General features: G+C 71.2%; 19 protein-coding genes. 6 read left to right on the top strand and 13 right to left on the bottom strand.

The window, feature by feature from the left end; all coding sequences use genetic code 11:
• Positions 1 to 188: 188 nt before the first annotated feature.
• Positions 189 to 1,478, bottom strand: coding sequence for an adenylosuccinate synthase (locus ABZU91_RS25995; protein ID WP_355245536.1), 1,290 nt, complete (start codon positions 1,476 to 1,478; stop codon positions 189 to 191).
• A 124-nt stretch (positions 1,479 to 1,602) separates the two neighbouring features.
• Here ABZU91_RS25995 and ABZU91_RS25990 point away from each other — a divergent pair, with 124 nt between their 5' ends.
• Together ABZU91_RS25990 and ABZU91_RS25985 are read left to right on the top strand one after the other, a co-directional pair.
• Entirely contained in the window at positions 1,603 to 2,688 is a 1,086-nt protein-coding gene (locus ABZU91_RS25990) for a hypothetical protein (protein WP_355245533.1), read from the top strand.
• 71 nt (positions 2,689 to 2,759) lie between these two features.
• Complete coding sequence (locus tag ABZU91_RS25985; protein ID WP_355245530.1) at positions 2,760 to 5,087, top strand: chromosome partitioning protein; 2,328 nt, start codon at positions 2,760 to 2,762, stop codon at positions 5,085 to 5,087.
• Positions 5,088 to 5,131: 44 nt separating this feature from the next.
• On the opposite strand, the gene ABZU91_RS25980 is transcribed toward ABZU91_RS25985, so the two are convergent.
• On the bottom strand, positions 5,132 to 5,560 hold the full coding sequence (locus ABZU91_RS25980) for a DUF3151 domain-containing protein (protein WP_355245527.1): 429 nt from the start codon (positions 5,558 to 5,560) through the stop codon (positions 5,132 to 5,134).
• Positions 5,561 to 5,808: 248 nt separating this feature from the next.
• On the opposite strand from ABZU91_RS25980, the gene ABZU91_RS25975 reads away from it, so the two are divergent.
• The gene (locus ABZU91_RS25975) at positions 5,809 to 7,002 is read left to right on the top strand and encodes a hypothetical protein (RefSeq protein WP_355245524.1); all 1,194 of its coding nucleotides are present in this window, start codon (positions 5,809 to 5,811) and stop codon (positions 7,000 to 7,002) included.
• 49 nt (positions 7,003 to 7,051) lie between these two features.
• Here ABZU91_RS25975 and fbaA read toward each other — a convergent pair whose 3' ends face one another.
• Both fbaA and ABZU91_RS25965 read right to left on the bottom strand, forming a co-directional pair.
• Positions 7,052 to 8,077 (bottom strand): class II fructose-bisphosphate aldolase, encoded by a 1,026-nt coding sequence (fbaA, locus tag ABZU91_RS25970; protein WP_355245521.1) that lies wholly within the window; start codon positions 8,075 to 8,077, stop codon positions 7,052 to 7,054.
• A gap of 135 nt (positions 8,078 to 8,212) precedes the next feature.
• A complete protein-coding gene (locus ABZU91_RS25965) occupies positions 8,213 to 8,596 on the bottom strand; it encodes a phage holin family protein (RefSeq protein WP_354860252.1) in 384 nt (127 codons plus the stop codon).
• A 122-nt stretch (positions 8,597 to 8,718) separates the two neighbouring features.
• Between ABZU91_RS25965 and ABZU91_RS25960 the strand changes: the two genes are divergently transcribed.
• Complete coding sequence (locus ABZU91_RS25960; protein ID WP_355245518.1) at positions 8,719 to 8,931, top strand: hypothetical protein; 213 nt, start codon at positions 8,719 to 8,721, stop codon at positions 8,929 to 8,931.
• Between the two features lie 4 nt (positions 8,932 to 8,935).
• Here the strand turns inward: ABZU91_RS25960 and ABZU91_RS25955 are convergent, their stop codons facing one another.
• Both ABZU91_RS25955 and ABZU91_RS25950 read right to left on the bottom strand, forming a co-directional pair.
• Positions 8,936 to 10,000 carry an LCP family protein gene (locus ABZU91_RS25955; RefSeq protein ID WP_355245515.1) on the bottom strand — a complete coding sequence of 355 codons (1,065 nt, stop codon included), beginning with the start codon at positions 9,998 to 10,000 and terminating at the stop codon, positions 8,936 to 8,938.
• Complete coding sequence (locus ABZU91_RS25950; RefSeq protein WP_355245512.1) at positions 9,997 to 10,482, bottom strand: SigE family RNA polymerase sigma factor; 486 nt, start codon at positions 10,480 to 10,482, stop codon at positions 9,997 to 9,999. Before ABZU91_RS25950 ends, ABZU91_RS25955 begins: the two co-directional genes overlap by 4 nt.
• A 178-nt stretch (positions 10,483 to 10,660) precedes the next feature.
• On the opposite strand from ABZU91_RS25950, the gene ABZU91_RS25945 reads away from it, so the two are divergent.
• Positions 10,661 to 12,205 (top strand): LPXTG cell wall anchor domain-containing protein, encoded by a 1,545-nt coding sequence (locus ABZU91_RS25945; protein ID WP_355245509.1) that lies wholly within the window; start codon positions 10,661 to 10,663, stop codon positions 12,203 to 12,205.
• Positions 12,206 to 12,326: 121 nt separating this feature from the next.
• Positions 12,327 to 13,142 carry a DedA family protein gene (locus ABZU91_RS25940; protein ID WP_355245506.1) on the top strand — a complete coding sequence of 272 codons (816 nt, stop codon included), beginning with the start codon at positions 12,327 to 12,329 and terminating at the stop codon, positions 13,140 to 13,142.
• A gap of 167 nt (positions 13,143 to 13,309) precedes the next feature.
• Here ABZU91_RS25940 and ABZU91_RS25935 read toward each other — a convergent pair whose 3' ends face one another.
• The 7 genes from ABZU91_RS25935 to ABZU91_RS25905 form a co-directional block, all read right to left on the bottom strand.
• Complete coding sequence (locus ABZU91_RS25935) at positions 13,310 to 13,687, bottom strand: metalloregulator ArsR/SmtB family transcription factor (protein ID WP_007454255.1); 378 nt, start codon at positions 13,685 to 13,687, stop codon at positions 13,310 to 13,312.
• Between the two features lie 57 nt (positions 13,688 to 13,744).
• Positions 13,745 to 14,284 (bottom strand): orotate phosphoribosyltransferase, encoded by a 540-nt coding sequence (pyrE, locus tag ABZU91_RS25930; RefSeq protein ID WP_355245502.1) that lies wholly within the window; start codon positions 14,282 to 14,284, stop codon positions 13,745 to 13,747.
• A 168-nt stretch (positions 14,285 to 14,452) separates the two neighbouring features.
• Positions 14,453 to 15,262, bottom strand: a complete 810-nt coding sequence (locus ABZU91_RS25925) for an SDR family oxidoreductase (RefSeq protein ID WP_355245499.1) — start codon at positions 15,260 to 15,262, stop codon at positions 14,453 to 14,455.
• 9 nt (positions 15,263 to 15,271) lie between these two features.
• Positions 15,272 to 15,916 carry a hypothetical protein gene (locus ABZU91_RS25920; protein WP_355245496.1) on the bottom strand — a complete coding sequence of 215 codons (645 nt, stop codon included), beginning with the start codon at positions 15,914 to 15,916 and terminating at the stop codon, positions 15,272 to 15,274.
• A gap of 72 nt (positions 15,917 to 15,988) precedes the next feature.
• Positions 15,989 to 16,828: a hypothetical protein gene (locus tag ABZU91_RS25915; RefSeq protein WP_355245493.1), complete on the bottom strand. Its 840-nt coding sequence runs from the start codon at positions 16,826 to 16,828 to the stop codon at positions 15,989 to 15,991.
• Positions 16,829 to 16,917: 89 nt separating this feature from the next.
• Positions 16,918 to 17,496 (bottom strand): DUF4178 domain-containing protein, encoded by a 579-nt coding sequence (locus ABZU91_RS25910; protein WP_355245490.1) that lies wholly within the window; start codon positions 17,494 to 17,496, stop codon positions 16,918 to 16,920.
• A 152-nt stretch (positions 17,497 to 17,648) separates the two neighbouring features.
• Positions 17,649 to 18,026 carry a hypothetical protein gene (locus tag ABZU91_RS25905; protein ID WP_355245488.1) on the bottom strand — a complete coding sequence of 126 codons (378 nt, stop codon included), beginning with the start codon at positions 18,024 to 18,026 and terminating at the stop codon, positions 17,649 to 17,651.
• Between the last annotated feature and the right edge of the window lie 13 nt (positions 18,027 to 18,039).

The following is an 18,039-nucleotide window of genomic DNA, read 5'->3' as shown; positions in this document are numbered from 1 at the left end:
TGGCCGACCAGAGAACCGCCCGGAACCCCCTGTGGACAACCAACGACACCCCTGTGGATAAGTCGACTGGCCAAGTGGGTTGATCATGAAGTTATTGCCACGACACGCCGACGCGGCGGGCAATAACTTCATGATCAACGAGGTCCGGACCGGTCCGGGCCGGGTCGGGCGGGCGGGGGGGGTGGGGGTTAGGGGAGGAGGGGGTGTTGGACTACGTTTTCTTCTCGGCCTGGGCCTACGCCGATGACGCTCACCCTCGTGTTGCAGAGTTCCTCTACGCGGGCGATGTAGCGGCGGGCGTTCTCCGGCAGGTCCTCGGGGGTGCGGGCCTTGGTGATGTCCTCCCACCACCCGTCCAGCTCCTCGTACACCGGCGTGGCATGGTGGAAGTCCGTCTGGCTCATCGGCATGTCGTCGACCCGCTTGCCGTTGATCTCGTAGCCGACGCAGATCGGCACCTTCGGCAGCCCGGTGAGCACGTCAAGCTTGGTGATGACCAGGTCGGTGACGCCGTTGAGGCGGCAGGCGTACCGGGCCACGACCGCGTCGAACCACCCGCAGCGGCGCTCCCGGCCGGTGGTCGTGCCGTACTCGGCGCCGATCTTACGCAGGTGCGCGCCGTTGGCGTCGAACAGCTCGGTGGGGAACGGCCCGGCACCCACCCGGGTGGTGTACGCCTTGCTCACCGCGATCACCTGGTTGATCGCGGTCGGCGGGATGCCGGCGCCCACGCAGGCACCACCGGCGGTCGGGTTGGACGAGGTCACGAAGGGGTACGTGCCGTGGTCCATGTCGAGCATGGTGGCCTGCGCGCCCTCCAGCAGCACCGTCTCGCCCTGGTCCAGCGCGTCCCAGAGCATCGCCCGGGTCTCCGCGATGTACGGCTTGAGCCGCTCCGCGTACTCCAGGTACTCCTCGACGGTCGCCTCGAGGTCGATCGCCTTGCGGTTGTAGACCTTGAACAGGATCTGATTCTTCTCGCGCAGCGCGAGTTCCAGCTTCTTGCGCAGGATGCCCGGGTCGAGCAGGTCCTGGAGTCGGATGCCGATCCGGGCGACCTTGTCGCCGTACGCGGGGCCGATGCCCCGGCCGGTGGTGCCGATCCGGGACGAACCGAGGTAGCGCTCGATCACCCGGTCCAACGCCCGGTGGTGCGGCATGATGAGGTGCGCGTCACCGGAGATCCGCAGCCGGGACACGTCGACGCCGCGCGCCGCCAGGCCGTCGATCTCGGCGAGCAGCACCTTCGGATCGACCACCACACCGTTGCCGATGACGATCATCGCGTTCGGCGAGAGCGCTCCGGACGGCATCAGGTGCAGTGCGTACTTCTGGCCGTCCGGGGTGATCACCGTGTGGCCGGCGTTGTTGCCGCCGGAGTAGCGCACGACGTAGTCGACCCGCTCACCCAGCAGGTCGGTAACCTTGCCCTTGCCCTCGTCGCCCCACTGAGCGCCGATGAGCACGATCGCTGGCATCTTTTCCGCCTCCAGAAGGCTCGGGTGCCAGGTGGCGACCGGTTGGCGAGCCCGGGGTGTCAGGTTAACAAGTAGTGACGGCGCGACCGGCAGGGGTCGCGTCGAGAGGCAGGAGGCTCCTTCGGTGTACGACGTGGTGCTGCTCACCCTCGCGTCGGAGCGGGACGCTTCCGGCGGTTGCGGCAGCGGCGGGGCCTGCTGCGGCGGCGCGACCGCATCCGACACCGGCGCCGACGTGGCCGGCACGGCGACGAGCGTCGACGCGGCGACAAACGCCGACGCGGCGACCGGCACCGACACCGGCGGCACGCCGGGCGACGCCGACAGTTGTGCCAACGATCGGCCCCGGGTGCCGGTGCTGGCCTGCGCCGATGCGCTGACCGCCCGGGGCGCGCGCGTGCAGACGGTCACCGCCCGCTCGGACGCGGAGATCGACGCCGTGCTCGCTCAGCTCGACGGACCACCCCGTCCGGACGGCCTCACCTGGCCGGACACGGACGGCAAGACCCGGCTGGTCGTCGCCACGGCCAGCGACGGTCAGTTGCGCGCCGTGCTGCGCCGGCTGGTCCGCCGGTACGCGCCAGCGCCGAGTCGCCGCCCGGCGGACCTGCGTGACGACCGCACCCTGCCCGACCTGCCCCCGGTCGCCGTACTCCCTCTCGACCCGGCGCGCGGCGGCACGCAGCGGGACCTGGCCGCGCAGCTCGGGTTGCCCCGTGATCCGGCTGCCGTGGCCGCCGCGGTGCTGGACGGCACGCCCCGGCGGCTGGACCTGCTGCGTAACGACGGCGGCTCGGTGACCCTGGACGGCGCACTGCTCGGGGCCGCCGACGAGGCGGGCCGCCCGCTGTACTGGCGAGCCCGGGTGGAGGTCGACGACACCATCCTCACCGACGGTGACGAACCGCTGCTGGCCTGCGCGGTCGGCAACGCCGGCGGGTACGCGTCGCTCGACGACGTGACGTTGCTGGCCGCGCCGGACCCGACGGACGGTCAGGTCGAGGTCGCGGTGGCCGTGCCGGTGGTCGTCCGCTCGGCCCTGGGTCGCAAGCGGGTACGCCTCGAAGTGCGGCGGGCCCGTGGACGGGCGGTGTCGGTGCTGCCCCGTGAGGGAAAGGTGCCTTACCTCGACGATGGTGTCGAGGGTGAGCTGACCCGCAAGCGCTCGTGGTGGGTCGAGCCGGGTGCCTGGGCGGTCTGGGTGGTCTGACCCCGGTTGCGCCGACCGTCACTGGTCGGCCGGTGGGCCTATCCTCGCAGGAGGACTGGGGAGGAACCGTAATGGACAAGAACGCCGACCGGGCGCAGGTGCCCGGCCAGCAGCCGGTGCCGGAGCGGGACATCGAACCACTCTGGCCACCCGATCCGACCGAGCAGGGCGCGGGTGAGGTGGTGCCGCCGTGGGCGGCGGTCGCCAAACAGCGGAGCAACCCGTCGCCGTCCGCGCCATCGGCCATCTCGCCGCCGGTCACCGCACCGCCGATCGCCGCGCCGCCGGTCGGGCGTCCACCGGTCCCCGGGCAGCCGGGCGCTACGGCCCTGCCCCCGCCGTCTCCGTCGGATTACCCGTCGCTGACCGGGGCGGTGCCGCCACCGAGCGGCTGGGGAACCAACGGCCCAGGCGGACCGGGCGCGCCGGGCACGGGCTGGGCACCGGCGCAGCCGAGCTGGCCGCCGGCCGACCCGCCGGCCACTCCACCCGCTTCGACGGCGTCGCCCACCGCCCCCGCTCCGTCGACGGCACCGCTTCCGCCTGCCGTTGGCGGACTCGTCGGTCCCGGCAAGGACTCGTCGCCGTCGACCACCGGTACGCCAACCACCGACAGCGCCACGCCGAACCCCGCCCCCGCGGCCTCGGCGAGCACCTCCGCGTCGTCGGGTGGTGCGGGCGGAGCAGCAGGCACCGGGGCCACAGGTGCCGCGCCCGGACCAGCCGGAGCCGCGACCGGGGCGGTGCCTGCGGACGAGCCCGGCCCGGGCGCGGTCCCCGGGCCGTCGGCCGTGTCGGGCGGCGTCGACCTGGACCTGCCCTTCTCCCTGGACCACCCGCCGGCAGCAGTCGCAGCCGCCGACCGAGCGGCCACCCCAGACCCAGGCACGGCAACCCCAGGCACGGCAGGCCCGGCCCCCGCAGGTTCAGGCACCGCAGGCCCAGGCCCAGGAACGGCGAACCCGACCGCCGCAGGGCCGGGAGCGGAACCGGCGTCTCCGAGTGGCGGGGAGAGCGTGCCTGCCGTCGGGGCTGCGCGGCCGGCGGCCGAATCGCCCTGGGCGTATCCACCGCAGCGGCCGGCCAGCCCGCACCCGTCGGCAGAGGACCAGGCCAGCATCCCGCCGCCGCCGATTCCCGCCCCGCCTGTTCCGCCACCGCCGACGCCCGCCGTCGACAATGGTGGTGCGGTGGGGCAGACGTACGCCGGGCAGGCCTACACCGGGCAGACGTACTCGACGGCGATCCCTGGTCAGGCCGGCCCGGCACCGGTCGACCCGCCGCAGCAGGACGCGGTGCCGGCCCCGCCGCCCGGGCCGTTCCCACCGTCGCCGGGCTGGTATCCGCCACCGTGGCAGCAGGGCACGGCCGCGGTGTCGCCGGCCCCGCCGCAGCAGTACCAGGAGACCGACCCGGTGGCGCGCGTGCCGGCCACGGGCTACCCGGACGCCACGTGGACGCCGGAGACCACTGCCGCACCGACCGCCGAGGACTTCGCCCGCCGCCGGCAGGTACGGCCCGCCGATCCGGTGGCCACCATGGGCGTACGCGCGGTGGTCAACAAGATGGGTCTGCTCCGGCTCTCGCCGGGACGGCACGAGCAGGAGCTCAAGCGGGACATCGAGATGGTGCGCCGCAACTTCGGTGGGCTGCGGCAGGTGACAGTCGTCAACCCGAAGGGCGGTGCCGGTAAGACGGTGGCCATCCTGCTGCTCGCGATGACGTTCGGGCAGAAGCGCGGCGGCTACGTGCTGGCGTGGGACAACAACGAGACCCAGGGCACCCTCGGGATGCGCGCCCAGCAGGACTTCCACTCCCGCACGGTGCGGGACATGCTGCGTGACCTCGGGCAGTTCCAGGGCGCGCATGGGCGGGTCGGCGACCTGTCGCAGTACGTTCGCTCGCAGGGCGAGGGCATGTTCGACGTGCTCGCCTCGGACGAGTCGGCCACCGGTGGCGAGATGCTGACCGCTGCCGCGTTCGCCGAGATCCGCGAGGTGGTCAGCCGGTTCTACAAGTTGATTTTCGTGGACACCGGGAACAACGTCCGGGCGCAGAACTGGCAGGCGTCGATGGATGCCACCGACCAACTCGTGGTCACCATGTCCGCGCGTAACGACTCCGCGGAGACCGCTGCCCGGATGCTCGACCACCTGGAGCAGAGCGGCCGGCAGCGGCTGGTCCGGCAGGCGGTCACCGTGGTCTCGATGCCGCCGTCCCGCAAGGAGATCGACCTGCCGGCCATCCAGGAGCACTTCGCGGCCCGGACCAGGGCGGTGCTGCTGGCGCCGTACGAGCGGCTCATCGACAGCGGCGAGCCGATCCGGTACGGCGGTCTGTCCTCGGCCACCCGGGACGCCTGGCTGAAGATCGCCGCAGCGGTCGCCGAAGGGCTCTGACCAGCCGACGGCCGGCCCGGTGTCGGGCCGGCCGTCGAAGCGGGTCAGTTGCTGGCGAGCGCGTCCGCCGCTGCCGGGTCGCAGTCGCGCAGGAACTGGGCGCAGCGGGCCGCCTCGTCGGCCTCGCCGATCTCGTCGGCGGCCCGGGAGAGCACGTACAGGCAGCGCAGGAAGCCCCGGTTGGGCTCGTTCGACCACGGCACGGGCCCGTGGCCCTTCCAGCCGTTGCGGCGGAGCTGGTCCAGGCCACGGTGGTAGCCGGTGCGGGCGTACGCGTACGCCGTCACCACCGCGCCGGCCGCGAACGCCCGGGCCGCGAGCGCGCCCCAGGCCGCGCTGTAGGTCGGAAAGCGGGCCGCGACCTCGGCGTACGCCTCGTCGGTGCCGGCCTCCTGGGCGGCGGCCAGGGCGGCGTCGGCCTCGTCGTTCGCGGGCAGGAGGGTGGCCGGTGGCTCCGGCAAAAGGTTCTGCATCGCCCCATTCAACCCGCTGGACAGGGCGACACGCGAGCGGGTCGGCCGACGCGTTCCGCTGAACGGCTGAGGAGTTCATCACGCCTGCGGCCTATGCCGCCGCCAGGTGTTTTCCACTACAACTAATGGTCCGGAGCCTCCCCAGGAACCGGTTACGCAGGAGCCCGGTGGCCACGACCGCCGGGCTCCTGTCGCGTCCTGGACCGCCCGGGGTTTGGCCGACCCCGCCGAAGGGGCAGGATGGCCGGGTGCCGACCCCACCACCCACGGACGTCATCGAACCCCAGCTGCACGCAAACGAGATCCAGACCCGGGACGAGTTCGACCGGCAGTTGACGACCGGTCGCCTGACCGGGCTGACCGTGCAGGGGCTGCGCCTCGACCTCGCTCCGGTGCCCGACCTGACCGGCATCGAGGTCACCGGCACCCTCTTCGTCGGCTGCCGGTTCGCCTCCCGGGACGTCGGCGCCGACCTGGTCCGGCGCGGCGCGAACGTGGTGCCGCCGTTCTCTGGGCTGCCGTACCCGACCCAGCCGGCGCACCTCTACACCCCGGACGACCTCGCCGCCGGGTTCGTCGAGGGCGGGTTCGCCGGGATGTACGACACCCGGGTGTACGAGCACTACCGGGCGCACGGCGGCGCGCTGCCGGACGTGAAGGAGGCGCTCGGCCAGCGGCTGCACGACCATGGCGTGGACAACGCGCTGGGCGATGCCACCCGGGCCTGGCTGGCGGCGCACGGGTCGCAGTCGGTGGTGGGCATCATGGGCGGGCACGCGGTGCGGCGCGGCAGTCCGGCGTACCGGATGGCGGCAGTGCTGGGTCGGGAGCTGGCGCGGGCCGACCGGCTGGTGGTCACCGGCGGTGGTCCGGGGGTGATGGAGGCCGCGAACCTCGGCGCGTACCTGGCGGACCGCCCGGCGGCGGACCTGACGGCGGCGATCGACCTGCTGGCCACCGCGCCCGACTTCACCGACCACCACCGGTACACGGGGGTCGCGTTGACGGTCCGACAGCGGTACGCGGGCGTGCCCCGCCAGCGGGGCGACGATCTCGGCTGGGCGCGCAGCGGCGGACTGGCCATCCCGACCTGGTTGTACGGGCACGAGCCGGCGAACCTGTTCGCGGGACGGATCGCGAAGTACTTCTCGAACGCGATCCGGGAGGACACCATCCTGCGCCTCGCCCGGGGCGGCATCGTGTTCGCGCCGGGGCGGGCGGGCACGGTGCAGGAGGTGTTCCAGGCGGCCACCAAGACCTACTACGGCACCGACGGGGCCAGCGGCGCGTACATCTTCCTGGACCGTGACTACTGGACGCGGGAGCTTCCGGTGGAGGCGCTGTTGCGACCGCTGCTGGCCGCCTCGCCGTTCGGTGACCTGTCGTCGACGATCCACCTCACCGACGACGTCCGCGAGGCCGTCCACCTGTTGACGACCTGAACGACGACGGCCGGCCCCCGCGGGAGGCCGGCCGTCGCTGCGTACGTCGTTACTTGGTCATCGTGGTGCCGGTGGAGCGCAGGTCCTCGCAGGCCTGCACGACACGGGCTGCCAGGCCGGCCTCGGCGGCCTTGCCCCAGGCGCGCGGGTCGTACTGCTTCTTGTTGCCGACCTCGCCGTCGATCTTCAGCACGCCGTCGTAGTTGCGGAGCATGTGGTCGGCGACGGGCCGGGTGAAGGCGTACTGGGTGTCGGTGTCGATGTTCATCTTCACCACGCCGTAGTCGAGAGCCTCACGGATCTCGCTGAGCAGGGAGCCCGAGCCACCGTGGAAGACCAGGCTCAGCGGCTTGTCCTTGCCGTACTTGGCGCCGACCGCCTCCTGGATCTGGTTGAGGATCTCCGGGCGGAGCTTGACGTTGCCCGGCTTGTAGACGCCGTGCACGTTGCCGAAGGTCAGCGCCGCCATGTAGCGGCCCTTCTCGCCGAGGCCGAGCGCCTCGACCATGGCCAGACCGTCATCGGTGGTGGTGTAGAGCTTGTCGTTGATGGCGTTCTCGACGCCGTCCTCCTCGCCACCGACGACGCCGACCTCGATCTCAAGGACGATCTTGGCCTTGGCGGCCTCGTCGAGGAGCTGGGAGGCGATCTGCAGGTTCTCGGCGACCGGCACGGCCGAGCCGTCCCACATGTGCGACTGGTACAGCGGCTCCTCGCCGCGCTTCACGCGCTCCTGCGAGACGGCCATGAGCGGACGCACGAACTTGTCCAGCTTGTCCTTCGGGCAGTGGTCCGTGTGCAGGGCGATGTTGACCGAGTACTTCTTGGCCACCTCGTGCGCGTACGCGGCGAACGCCACCGCGCCGGTGACCATGTCCTTGATCGACGGACCGGACAGGTACTCGGCACCACCGGTGGAGACCTGGATGATGCCGTCGCTCTCCGCGTCGGCGAAGCCCTTGAGCGCCGCGTTCAGCGTCTGGGAGGAGGTCACGTTGATCGCGGGGTACGCGTACCGGCCAGCCTTGGCGCGGTCCAGCATCTCCGCGTAGGCCTCGGGGGAAGCGATGGGCATGTGATGTGCTCCTTACTTACCACTCTCGGCCGTGCTGGCCGCTGTTGTTCGTCTGTGCGCCGGACCGCGCTGTCCTCCGCCCGGCAGTATCCCGCAGGTGAGGTGCGCAGGACCAACCGAGGGGGTGTCAGCCGCTCACCGGGTGTCCAGACGGTCCGGCACGATGACGCTGATCAGCCAGGTGACCACGGTCATCACGATCGCTCCCCAGAACGCCGCCCAGAAACCGTCCACCTGGAACGGCAGGTCGAGCCCGCGGGCGATCCGGTCGGTGAGCAGGAAGAGCAGCGCGTTGACCACCAGGGCGAACAGGCCGAGCGTCAGCAGGTAGAACACACAGCCGACCACCCGGATGATCGGCTTGAGCACCGCGTTGATCACGCCGAAGATGAGCGCCACCACGATCAGCGTGAGCACGGTGTTGCCACCCGAACGGCCGTGCACGTCGACGCCGGGCACGATCAGCGTGGTCACCCACAACGCGACAGCGGTGATCGCCAGTCGGATGAGGAAGCCCACGGCACCATCCTGGCACCGGCGCGCATCGTCCCGGGGTGATTCGGCCGAGTCGGCTTGCCGGCGGGAAGCCGACGCAGCCCGTACGGTGGTGGGAGCCGTGCCCCGAGACCCCGGGAGGGACCATGGGTCAGCCCGATGAGGACTTCACCCCCGGCGACCACCTCGCCGCGGACGAACGCGATCCGGAGGCGGAGCCGGCCGACGCGGTCGAACAGGCCACCACGGTCGACCCGGTCCACGCCGACGTCGAGCCGCAGCGCGGCATGGAGGTCGACGACTGGGACGCCATGGAGCAGGCCCGGGTGGTCACCGGGGACGAGGACGACTACCGCTGACAGCTCACCGAGCGACGTCGACCAACGCCGGGTGACGGTCCGCCCACTCGCCGAGTCGATCCTCCCGCAGCGCTCGCAGGAACTCCGGGGCGAACGTCGGGTCGACGCGCAGGTGACGGTCCCTCGCCGTCGGCCCGACGACCGGCAGACCGAGCCCGACCGGCTCGACCGTTCGCAGCGTGGGAACGAGCCGCAGCAGGTTCAGCACGGCCGCCCGATCGGGTGACACCACGAGGTCCGGGCCGACGACGGTCAGCAGTTTCGCGAGGCGTACCGGATCGGTGAGTATGCCCCGGTCGGTGGCCTGGCGGACGAGACCGGCGGCAAAGAGCCGAGCGTTCCGGTCGCGGTCCTGACTGCCCTCGGGCAGACCGTAGCGTTGGCGGAGCAGGTCGACCGACGCGGCACCGTCGAGACGGTGACAGCCGGCCGGGAAGACCCGCCTGGTGTGGACGGAACGCACCTGGTCGGGCAGGCAGACCGGCACACCTCCCACGGCATCGGTAAGCGTGCTCAGGACGCGGTACGTCAGCACCACGCCGGCATCCACCTGGACCCCGGTCAGTTCGGCCACCGTACGCCGGGTCAGGTCGTACCCCTTGGTCATCTCCGGCCGGGACGACCCGACGCCGGACGGGAACGCGGAGTTGAGTTTGTCGGTGCCGTGGCCCGGGACCGACACCCCCAGGTCGCGGGGCAGCGACACCAGGTAGGGGCGACTGCGGTCGGCCGGGATGTGTACCAACAGCACCGCGTCGGCCCGCGTCGCCGCCGGACCGTCGCCGTCGAGGCCGAGCAGCAGTATGTTCAGGGCGCCGGGCGGTACCGGCCGGGCGGACTCACCGAGCAGTTCGGCGGCCGGCGGCGGCCCCCCGCGCTCCGGGGTCAGCAGCGGCACCCCGAGCCCCAGCACCCCGAGCAGGGCCAGCGCGGTGCCGCCGGCCTGCCAGCGTCGACGGCGGCGGCGACGTCGGATGGTCAGTCGGTCGATCGCGGCGCGCAGCGGACCGGTCGGCGGGGTCAGCGGCTCGTGCCGGGCGAAGGCGGCACGCAGGTCATCCTCGATCATGAGCGAACCTCCACGTACTCGGCCCGGAGCGTGGCGAGGGCCCGGGAGATGGACGAACGGACGGTCCCGACGGCACAGCCGAGAATGTCGGCGATCTCGGCGTCGGGCAGGTCCTCGTAGTAGCGCAGCACGAGGGTGGCGCGCTGCCGACGCGGCAACCGGGACAGCCAGGTCCAGATCTGGTCCCGGTCCACGGCGGACTGGGCGTGGTCGGCCGGTGCGGGCAGGGACTCGTCGGGTTCCCCGCGCAGCAGCACCCGACGCATCCACGAGCCGCGCTTCCAGTCGACGTACTGGTTGGTGAGCATCCGGCGCACGTACCGCTCGGGCGAGTCCGCGCGGGCGACCCGCCGCCAGTTCAGTTGGACCCGGACCATCGTCTCCTGCACCAGATCCTGCGCCTGGTGCGGATCACCGGTGAGCATCACCGCGTACCGCAGCAGCGGGGCAAGTCGCGCGTCCGCGAACTCCTCGTACGTCACTGCACCTCCCGGGGTCCTGCCTCAGATGACGGGAGCGGGCGGGCGGAACGTTGCGGCGGTGATCAGCCTTTCGGTTCGACCTGCCGACTGAGCGGTGATCAGGGACGGCGGTGAACCTTAGCGATTCCTTAAGATCCGCAGGCTGCACCTGAATCCCCCTACTGGAGGAATCCCCCTCATGCTCACGCACTCCACCCGGCGCTGGCTCGCCGGACTGGGCGTCGCAGGCGCGTTCGTCGCCGCCTCCGCCAGCCCGGCCGCCGCCGAGGAGCCCTCGAACGAGGTCTTCCTGTACGCGAACAACGCTCTCCTCGCCGCCGGCGGCGAGGCCAAGTCCGTCATGCTCCAGGCGTTCGCCGAGGCCCTGCCTGACTACTTCACCGTCACGGTCGACCGCACTGCGGTGTCCGACTTCGCCACCGTCACCCTGACCGACGCCGTGCCCGGCTGCTCGGAGAAGGGGGCGCTCATCACCTGCAATCTCCGGGGTGCCAACACCATCGACTACGTCCTCGACCTCACGGTCAAGGCCAAGGACACCGCGGCGGTCGGCAAGAGGGGTGACCTCACCCTGACGATGGCCACCAAGGGCAAGGCGAACGTCACCGCCACCTCCACGATCGAGGTGGGCGAGGGTGTGGACCTCAAGGCGGACGACGTCCTTGAGGTCTCGGGCGCGCCAGGAGCGACGGTGAAGGCGCCCCTGCGGGTCGCGAACGTGGGTGACAAGACCACCAACGGCGCCGTTCTCCTGCTGACCGGCACCGGTCTCACCGCGGCCCAGCACTCGAACTGCTCCTACCTCTACGCGTTCGGCACGAGCTTCGCGCAGTGCACGATGGACCAGAAGATCGAGCCGGGTGCCGTCGTCCAGTTGGACCCGTCCTCCGCGCTCACGATCGCCTCGGACGCCTGGGCGCCGAGCGAGCAGTACGGCTCGGCCGAGTGGTTCGCCGATGGCGACTGGGCCGCCTACCTCGCGGAGTCCCCGTTCCCGGACGGCGAGTGGCGCAAGGGCACCGGACCAGCGCTGACCCTGGTTCCGGCGCCGACCGCGCAGGCACGTCAGCTCAAGCAGACCGACAAGGACCCGAGCAACAACATCACGATGATCGCGGCGACCGTGACCGGCAACCAGCGGGCCGACGTGGCTGCCAACGGGGCCGAAGTTGCCGGTGCCGTCGGCAAGACCGTCAACACCAAGGTCGGCTTCGTCAACGACGGGCCAGCCGCGATCAACACGTACTCGCCGAACCAGTTGACCACCGTCGCCGAGATCACCATTCCGGCCGGCGCGACCGTCGTGACCGCGCCGGACGAGTGCTCGCCGTTCAAGGACGGTGAGGTGGTCGGCTGGTACGGCGATCCGGGCGCTCGCGCCTACCTCTGCCTCTGGTACGAGACCCTGCACAAGGGCGACACCGCCGTGTTCGAGTTCGGGCTGCGGATCGACAGTCTGGCCGGCGCGCCGGGCTCCGTGCACCTGCTGCACTTCAACCTGGACGGCGAGGGGTCGACCATCGCCGACCTCGACCCGAAGAACGACACCGCCGCGTTCACCATCAAGGGTGCGACCGACGGTCAGGGCGGCGGTGACGGCGGCACCCTGCCGATCACCGGTCAGTCGACCGGCCTGGTCGCCGGCCTCGGCGCGCTGCTGCTCGCCGCGGGCGTCGGCGGCTACCTGGTGGCCAAGCGCCGCCGGACCCGCTTCGTCGCCTGATCCATCCCAGCAGTACGGGTGCCCCGCCGACCACGCAGGTCGGCGGGGCACCGTCGTATACGGCCAGCGGGTGGTAGGCACCGGTCCGGCGCGGCGATGGCACCGGGCTTCGGTACCCTTTGTGGCCGTGGACACAGCTGAGAAGACCCGCGCTCTCACGGAGAGCGTCGCCCTGAACCCGCTCGATCCCAAGGATCTGTTGCAGACCTTCGGGCTGGTCGGCGTGTGGGTGATCCTCTTCGCCGAGACCGGCCTGCTGGTGGGCTTCTTCTTCCCCGGTGACTCCCTGCTGTTCCTCGCCGGTGTGGCAGCCTCGCCGGTGGCGGACGCCATCTTCGGCGACGGCACCCGGCTCTCACTGGCCGGCCTGCTGATCGGCGGGCCGATCTGCGCGATCATCGGTGCGCAGCTGGGGCACTGGCTCGGCGCACGGTACGGCCGGCGGATGTTCGAGCGGCCCAATTCGCGGCTCTTCAAGAAGGAGTACGTGGAGAAGGCCGAGTACTACTTCCAGAAGTTCGGCCCGGCCAAGGCCGTCGTGCTGGCGCGCTTCATCCCGATCGTGCGGACGTTCCTCAACCCGGTCGCCGGGGCGCTGGGCATGCCGGCCCGACAGTTCCTGCTGTGGAACATCGTCGGCGGCGTGCTCTGGGTGGACGGCATCCTGCTGATCGGCTACCTGCTGGCCGATCGGATCTACCAGGCCATCGGCGACAAGATCGACCGCTACATCCTGCCGGTGGTCGCCCTGATCATCGCGATCTCGGTGCTGCCGATCTTCTTCGAGTTCCTCCGCGACCGGCGGGCCCGCAAGCGCGGCGAGGCGGTCGCTGTCGTCGCGGCGGCCAGCGCGGCGGGTGCGGTCGACGCGGTACGCGAGAAGTTCGACCACGACGAGCACCCGCACGACCGTCGGGGCCACGGCCAAGAGCACTGATCCGAGGTACGACGACGGCCGGCCCCCTGGTGAGGGGGTCGGCCGTCGGCATGTCGGACCCGACCTCCGGCGGTGCGGCCGAGGACGAGCAGGTATCAGCTACCGGTGGCGCCACCCCTGGTTCGCCACCGGACACCGCCTCGGAACGAGACGGTGCGCAGCCTGCGTCAGCGAGCCTTCTTGGTGGCTCGCTTGCGCGGCGGGGTCAGCAGGTCGGCGATCGTCGCGATCGCACTCGGGACCAGCCGGTAGTACGCCCAGACACCGCGCTTCTCCCGCTCCAGCAAGCCGGCCTCGGTGAGGATACGCAGGTGGTGACTGACCGTCGGCTGAGAGAGGCCGAGCGGCGCGGTCAGGTCACAGACGCACGCCTCGCCCTCGGGGGCCGACTGGATCAGGCTGAGCAGCCGCAACCGAGCGGGATCGGCGAGGGCCTTGAGGACCCCCGCCAGACGCTCGGCATCGGCACGTTCGATCGGCTCACCGGCAAGCGGCGAGATCTGAGGCATAGTCATTTCGGCCAACGCAGTTCCCACGTATTCCATCCTTCCACCAGCAGCATCGATCCGCCTGCATATCAGCAGATCCGAATCGGTAAACTTTTACGCCACAAGGCCGAGGTCAGCCAACGTATAGGCCGCCCTGTACGGCAATCCGGCGGCTCGCACCGCGTCGCCGGCGCCTCGATCAACAATAACCGCCACGCCCACGACTTCGGCTCCGGCCTCGCGCAGTGCCTCGACAGCGGTCAACACACTTCCGCCCGTTGTGGACGTATCTTCGACCGCCAACACCCGGCGGCCGGCCACCTCCGGTCCCTCGATCCGTCGCTGTAGACCGTGGGCCTTGCCCGCCTTGCGCACCACAAAGGCGTCCAGGGCGCGGCCGGTCGGAGCGGCGGCGTGCAGCATCGAGAGCGCGACAGGGTCCGCGCCCAGGGTGAGGCCACCGACGGCCTCGTACTCCCAGTCGGCGGTGAGGTCGAGCAGCGCCCGACCGACCAACGGAGCGGCACGGTGATGGAGCGTGACACGTCGCAAATCGACGTACCAGTCTGCCTCGCGCCCCGATGAGAGCACCACCCGGCCGTGGACCACAGCCAGGTCGGTAATGAATTTACGCAGGTCGTCGTGGTCCCCCATGGCGATAGAGGTTACTGCGCAACTCTGAACGTCGTGTGGACGGCCCTACCCCATCGGCCCGGCGAGACACCGATGGCTGGCGATGTTCGACTACGCTCCGCTACCGGCACGAGAGCGGTGCGCCAGCGTCCGACGGCAGCCTCCACGGCGCGACGAGGCGCCGTCGGCTCAGCGCTCCTCGCGACCGATCCGGCCACGGGTGTCGCGGGAGACCACTTCGAGGAGCCGGCGGGGCGCGTGCCGCAGACCGGCGACGGCCACCTTGTACTTCCACGCCGGAACGCTTACCAACTTGCCTTTACGCAGGTCACGCAGGGCTTCGTCGACGACGTCCTCGGCTTGCAGCCACATCCACTCGGGCGTCTTGGACATGTTGATGCCAGCCCGTTCGTGGAATTCGGTGCGCGTGTAACCGGGGCACAGAGCCATCACCCGGACGCCGAAAGGGCGTGCCGACTGCCCCACGGACTCACTGAAATTGGTGACCCACGCCTTGCTGGCCGAGTAGGTCGAGCCAGGCATCACCGCGCCGAACCCGGCAACCGAAGAGACATTTATCACTGCCCCATCGCGCCGTTCGGTCATCGGGCGCAGCGCGGCCAGGGTCAATCGCATGACTGCGTGCACGTTGAGTCGCAGCAGCCGCGCCTCGTCCTCCGCAGTGGAGCGCAGGAACGGCTTGTTCAGGCTGATGCCGGCGTTGTTGACCACAAGGTGAATGGGACTGTCGGACGCCAGCCGCTGCTCGACGATGGCGCAGCCGTCATCGGTCGACAGATCCGCCGACAGCGTCTCGACGTCGTGGCTGTGTCGGGTGCGCAGCTCCTCGGCCATCCCGGCCAGTCGATCCGCGTCCCGCGCGACGAGCACCAGGTGCCATCCGTCGGCCGCCAGACGCCGGACGAACGCCGCGCCAATACCGGAGGTCGCACCGGTGACCAGGGCCCGCCGCTCGGGGGTCGTGGATTCGAGCGTCACGGGCGGTCCTCACCTGGGTGGGTACGGGGGCGCGGCCGGCGCCTGCGGAAACGCGGGTGGGACGGATGGCGCGGTGGGTGTCGTGCGACGGTGTCGACCGAACCAGGCGTTCGCCGCCGGCAGGGCCAGCAGCGTGGCTACCACAAGGTAACCGAGGGCCTGCCCGACCGAAAGTCCGGCATTCAGCGGTATCCACCAGGACGGGTACGCGTCCGAGATCAGGCCCAGCAGCTCGGCGGCGGCCCGCTCGTCCGCCCCCAGCCGCAGCGGCGCGGCACGTTCGCCGACGAGCACCGCCACACTGCAACAGCCCGCGAGCAGGCCGAGCCCGCAGATCACCCAGGTGGCCATTCGCGCTCCGCGTCTACCCGTCGACAGTCCGAGGGCCAGCCCGGCAAGCACGGGTGCGGACAGCGCGGCCACCACCGCGGTCAGCGCCGCCGACGCGCGCAGCAGGGTCACGATGTCGTCGATCTGCTGCGGGCTGGCCGAGGTGTCCCGGGCGGCGGCGCGGAACGCGTCCACCGTCCGACCCAGCACCGTCAGGTCGACGACGGTGTACGCGAGCGCGCCGACCGCCATCAGCAGCAACACGGCCGTGGCCAGCAGGACCACGGCGGGCCGGCGGGGCGGTGCCGATTCGGGGTACGACACGACGAATCCCTCCGGTAGGCGTCGGGTTGCAACCTACTCGGAGGGATCGTCGGCGTCGTGCTTATCGGTGGGTCAACTCGTCGACGGCGGGGTCGTGCCGGGGCGGTCCGCCGGCGGCGTGTCGTCCGGCCGGTCCGGGTTGGACGGGTTCGCCGGCGGCGTGGTCGGCTGCTCCGGCGCGGACCCCTGGCCGGGGGTCGACGGGTAGGCCGGCTCCCCGCCCGACGGCTGGCCGGGGGTCGACGGGTAGGCGGGCTGGCCGGGAGCCGGCGGGTAGCCGGGCTGGCCGGAGGCCTGCGGGTACGCCGGGTAGCTGGCGCCCGGGGTCGGCGGCTCCCAGGCCGCGGCGGGCTTGCGGAAAAACTCGTTCGACTTGGGCAGGGCCAGCAGGATCAGTGCCGCCAGCAGCGCCAGCAGGCTGATCACGCCGAGCAGGAGGCTGACCGGGGTGATCCAGCCGGGCAGCGCCTCGTCGAGGCGTCGCTGGACCTCGTCGGCGCTCGGCATGTCGCTGCCGCTGTTACCACCGGTGGTGAAGCCGCCGGCCGCACCGCTGAGCAGGGTGCCACCCGTGCAGCAGACCATGATGCCGCCGACGATCCAGGTGGTGATCCGGGCACCGTTACGGCCCTGGTTGTTGAACATGGCCAGCACGCCCAGCACGACCGCCAGCAGGAGGACGAGGATCGCGCTGCCGAGGCCGAAGGCGAAGAAGAAGTCGGCGACCTGATCGGCCCCCTCGGCGGTGCTGCTCGCGTACGCGTCGCGCAGCACGTCTCGCGTCTTGCCGATGGTGGAGAGGGTGATGATGAGACTGATCACCTGGCACGCCAGGAACAGGTAGAGCAGGTAGCTGGAAATCGTCACGGTGGAGGGCCGTTGGCGGGCCGGCGTGCTCGGGGAGTCGACCACGATTCTCCTTTCCTAGAGCGGGCCCACACCGTATCGGCAACCGGCCACTCCGGCATGCCGTGACGAAAGCGGCGCGCCCGTCGGGTCGTTCAGCGAGGGTCGTCGGCGGGTCGGATCGCCAGGTCGGCCGGGTCGACCAGGTCACCGCGCGCGACCCGCCAACCCTCCTCGCCGTACGCCTCGAAGGAGAGCCGGGCGTTCCCACCCGACTGGTAGTCGTGGTAGCGCATCGTGCCCTCGGCCGGCAGGCCGGTCTCGCCGATGGCGGTGTAACGCGCCTGGCCGGTCTCGGCCCAGGTGTACCGCAGGCCGCCGAGGTCGATTGTCGGCGCGCCGGGGGTGACGGTCGCTCCGGACTCGGCGGTCCAGAGCACCACCTCCAACTCGGGGCCACCGTCGCCCTCCACGGAAAGCCGGTGCGGCGTGCCGGAGGCGTCGTCGAGGAGATGCTGCACCCAGGTCCAGTCCCCCTCGACCAGACGGATGGTGCCGCTCACGACGTACTCCCGTTGGTGGATCCGGACGCGATGACCCGGTGCCAGCTGGCGGGTCGGCGGCAGGTCGGTGGGCCGGGCCGCGGCCCGCCGCCGGGCGCGCACGACGACCACGAGCACGACCGCCATGAGTACGACGACGGCCCCCACCAGGAACGCCAGCGACCCGTCCACCCGACCACCTCCCCAGGTACGTCGGCGCAGACGGTAACAACCTGGCGCACCGAAATGAGTCGCGTCGTGACCGAAAGCTCAGCTACCGACGGCAGCCAGCGGATGGCCGGGTGCGGCTATCGACAGTTGCCAGTGTCCAGGAGGCGGGATCGTCAGGCCGCCGCGAGTCGCTGGGTGGCGTAGTCGCCGAGGGTGGAGCGGCCCATGACGCAGCCGACGAAGGTGGTGAACTCGGTGGGATCGTCGCGCAGCGACGCCCAGGCCGCCTGGGCGGCCGTCGGGTCGGCCCGTTCCAGCAGCGTCGCCGCGTACGCCCGGCCGGCCGGCGAGCCCTCGGCGAGCACGCGGTCGAGTTGCCGGCGTACCTCCTCGGGGTGGTCGTCGAGTGCGGTCTCGACGCGGCGGTACGCCTCGGTCACCGGCAGCACCTCACCGGCGAATCCCACACCACCGAGGGCCAACGTGTCGGCGGCCATCAACTCGTCCGCCGCGGCACGAAGGTCCCGCTCCCACCTGGACATCCCAAACATGTCCTCATCCTTT

It is taken from the genome of Micromonospora sp. NPDC005174 (genome assembly GCF_040608495.1).
Lineage (GTDB): Bacteria > Actinomycetota > Actinomycetes > Mycobacteriales > Micromonosporaceae > Micromonospora.
This window is presented reverse-complemented; position numbering and strand designations above follow the sequence as displayed.

What these genes read in the sequence shown, in the direction of transcription:
- fbaA (WP_355245521.1), bottom strand. Translation starts at nt 8,077, where the DNA reads ATGCCCATCGCTTCCCCCGAGGCCTACGCGGAGATGCTGGACCGCGCC.
- pyrE (WP_355245502.1), bottom strand. Translation starts at nt 14,284, where the DNA reads ATGGGGGACCACGACGACCTGCGTAAATTCATTACCGACCTGGCTGTG.
- ABZU91_RS25955 (WP_355245515.1), bottom strand. Translation starts at nt 10,000, where the DNA reads ATGATCGAGGATGACCTGCGTGCCGCCTTCGCCCGGCACGAGCCGCTG.
- ABZU91_RS25935 (WP_007454255.1), bottom strand. Translation starts at nt 13,687, where the DNA reads ATGGAATACGTGGGAACTGCGTTGGCCGAAATGACTATGCCTCAGATC.
- ABZU91_RS25960 (WP_355245518.1), top strand. Translation starts at nt 8,719, where the DNA reads ATGGGTCAGCCCGATGAGGACTTCACCCCCGGCGACCACCTCGCCGCG.
- ABZU91_RS25995 (WP_355245536.1), bottom strand. Translation starts at nt 1,478, where the DNA reads ATGCCAGCGATCGTGCTCATCGGCGCTCAGTGGGGCGACGAGGGCAAG.
- ABZU91_RS25945 (WP_355245509.1), top strand. Translation starts at nt 10,661, where the DNA reads ATGCTCACGCACTCCACCCGGCGCTGGCTCGCCGGACTGGGCGTCGCA.
- ABZU91_RS25985 (WP_355245530.1), top strand. Translation starts at nt 2,760, where the DNA reads ATGGACAAGAACGCCGACCGGGCGCAGGTGCCCGGCCAGCAGCCGGTG.
- ABZU91_RS25980 (WP_355245527.1), bottom strand. Translation starts at nt 5,560, where the DNA reads ATGCAGAACCTTTTGCCGGAGCCACCGGCCACCCTCCTGCCCGCGAAC.
- ABZU91_RS25905 (WP_355245488.1), bottom strand. Translation starts at nt 18,026, where the DNA reads ATGTTTGGGATGTCCAGGTGGGAGCGGGACCTTCGTGCCGCGGCGGAC.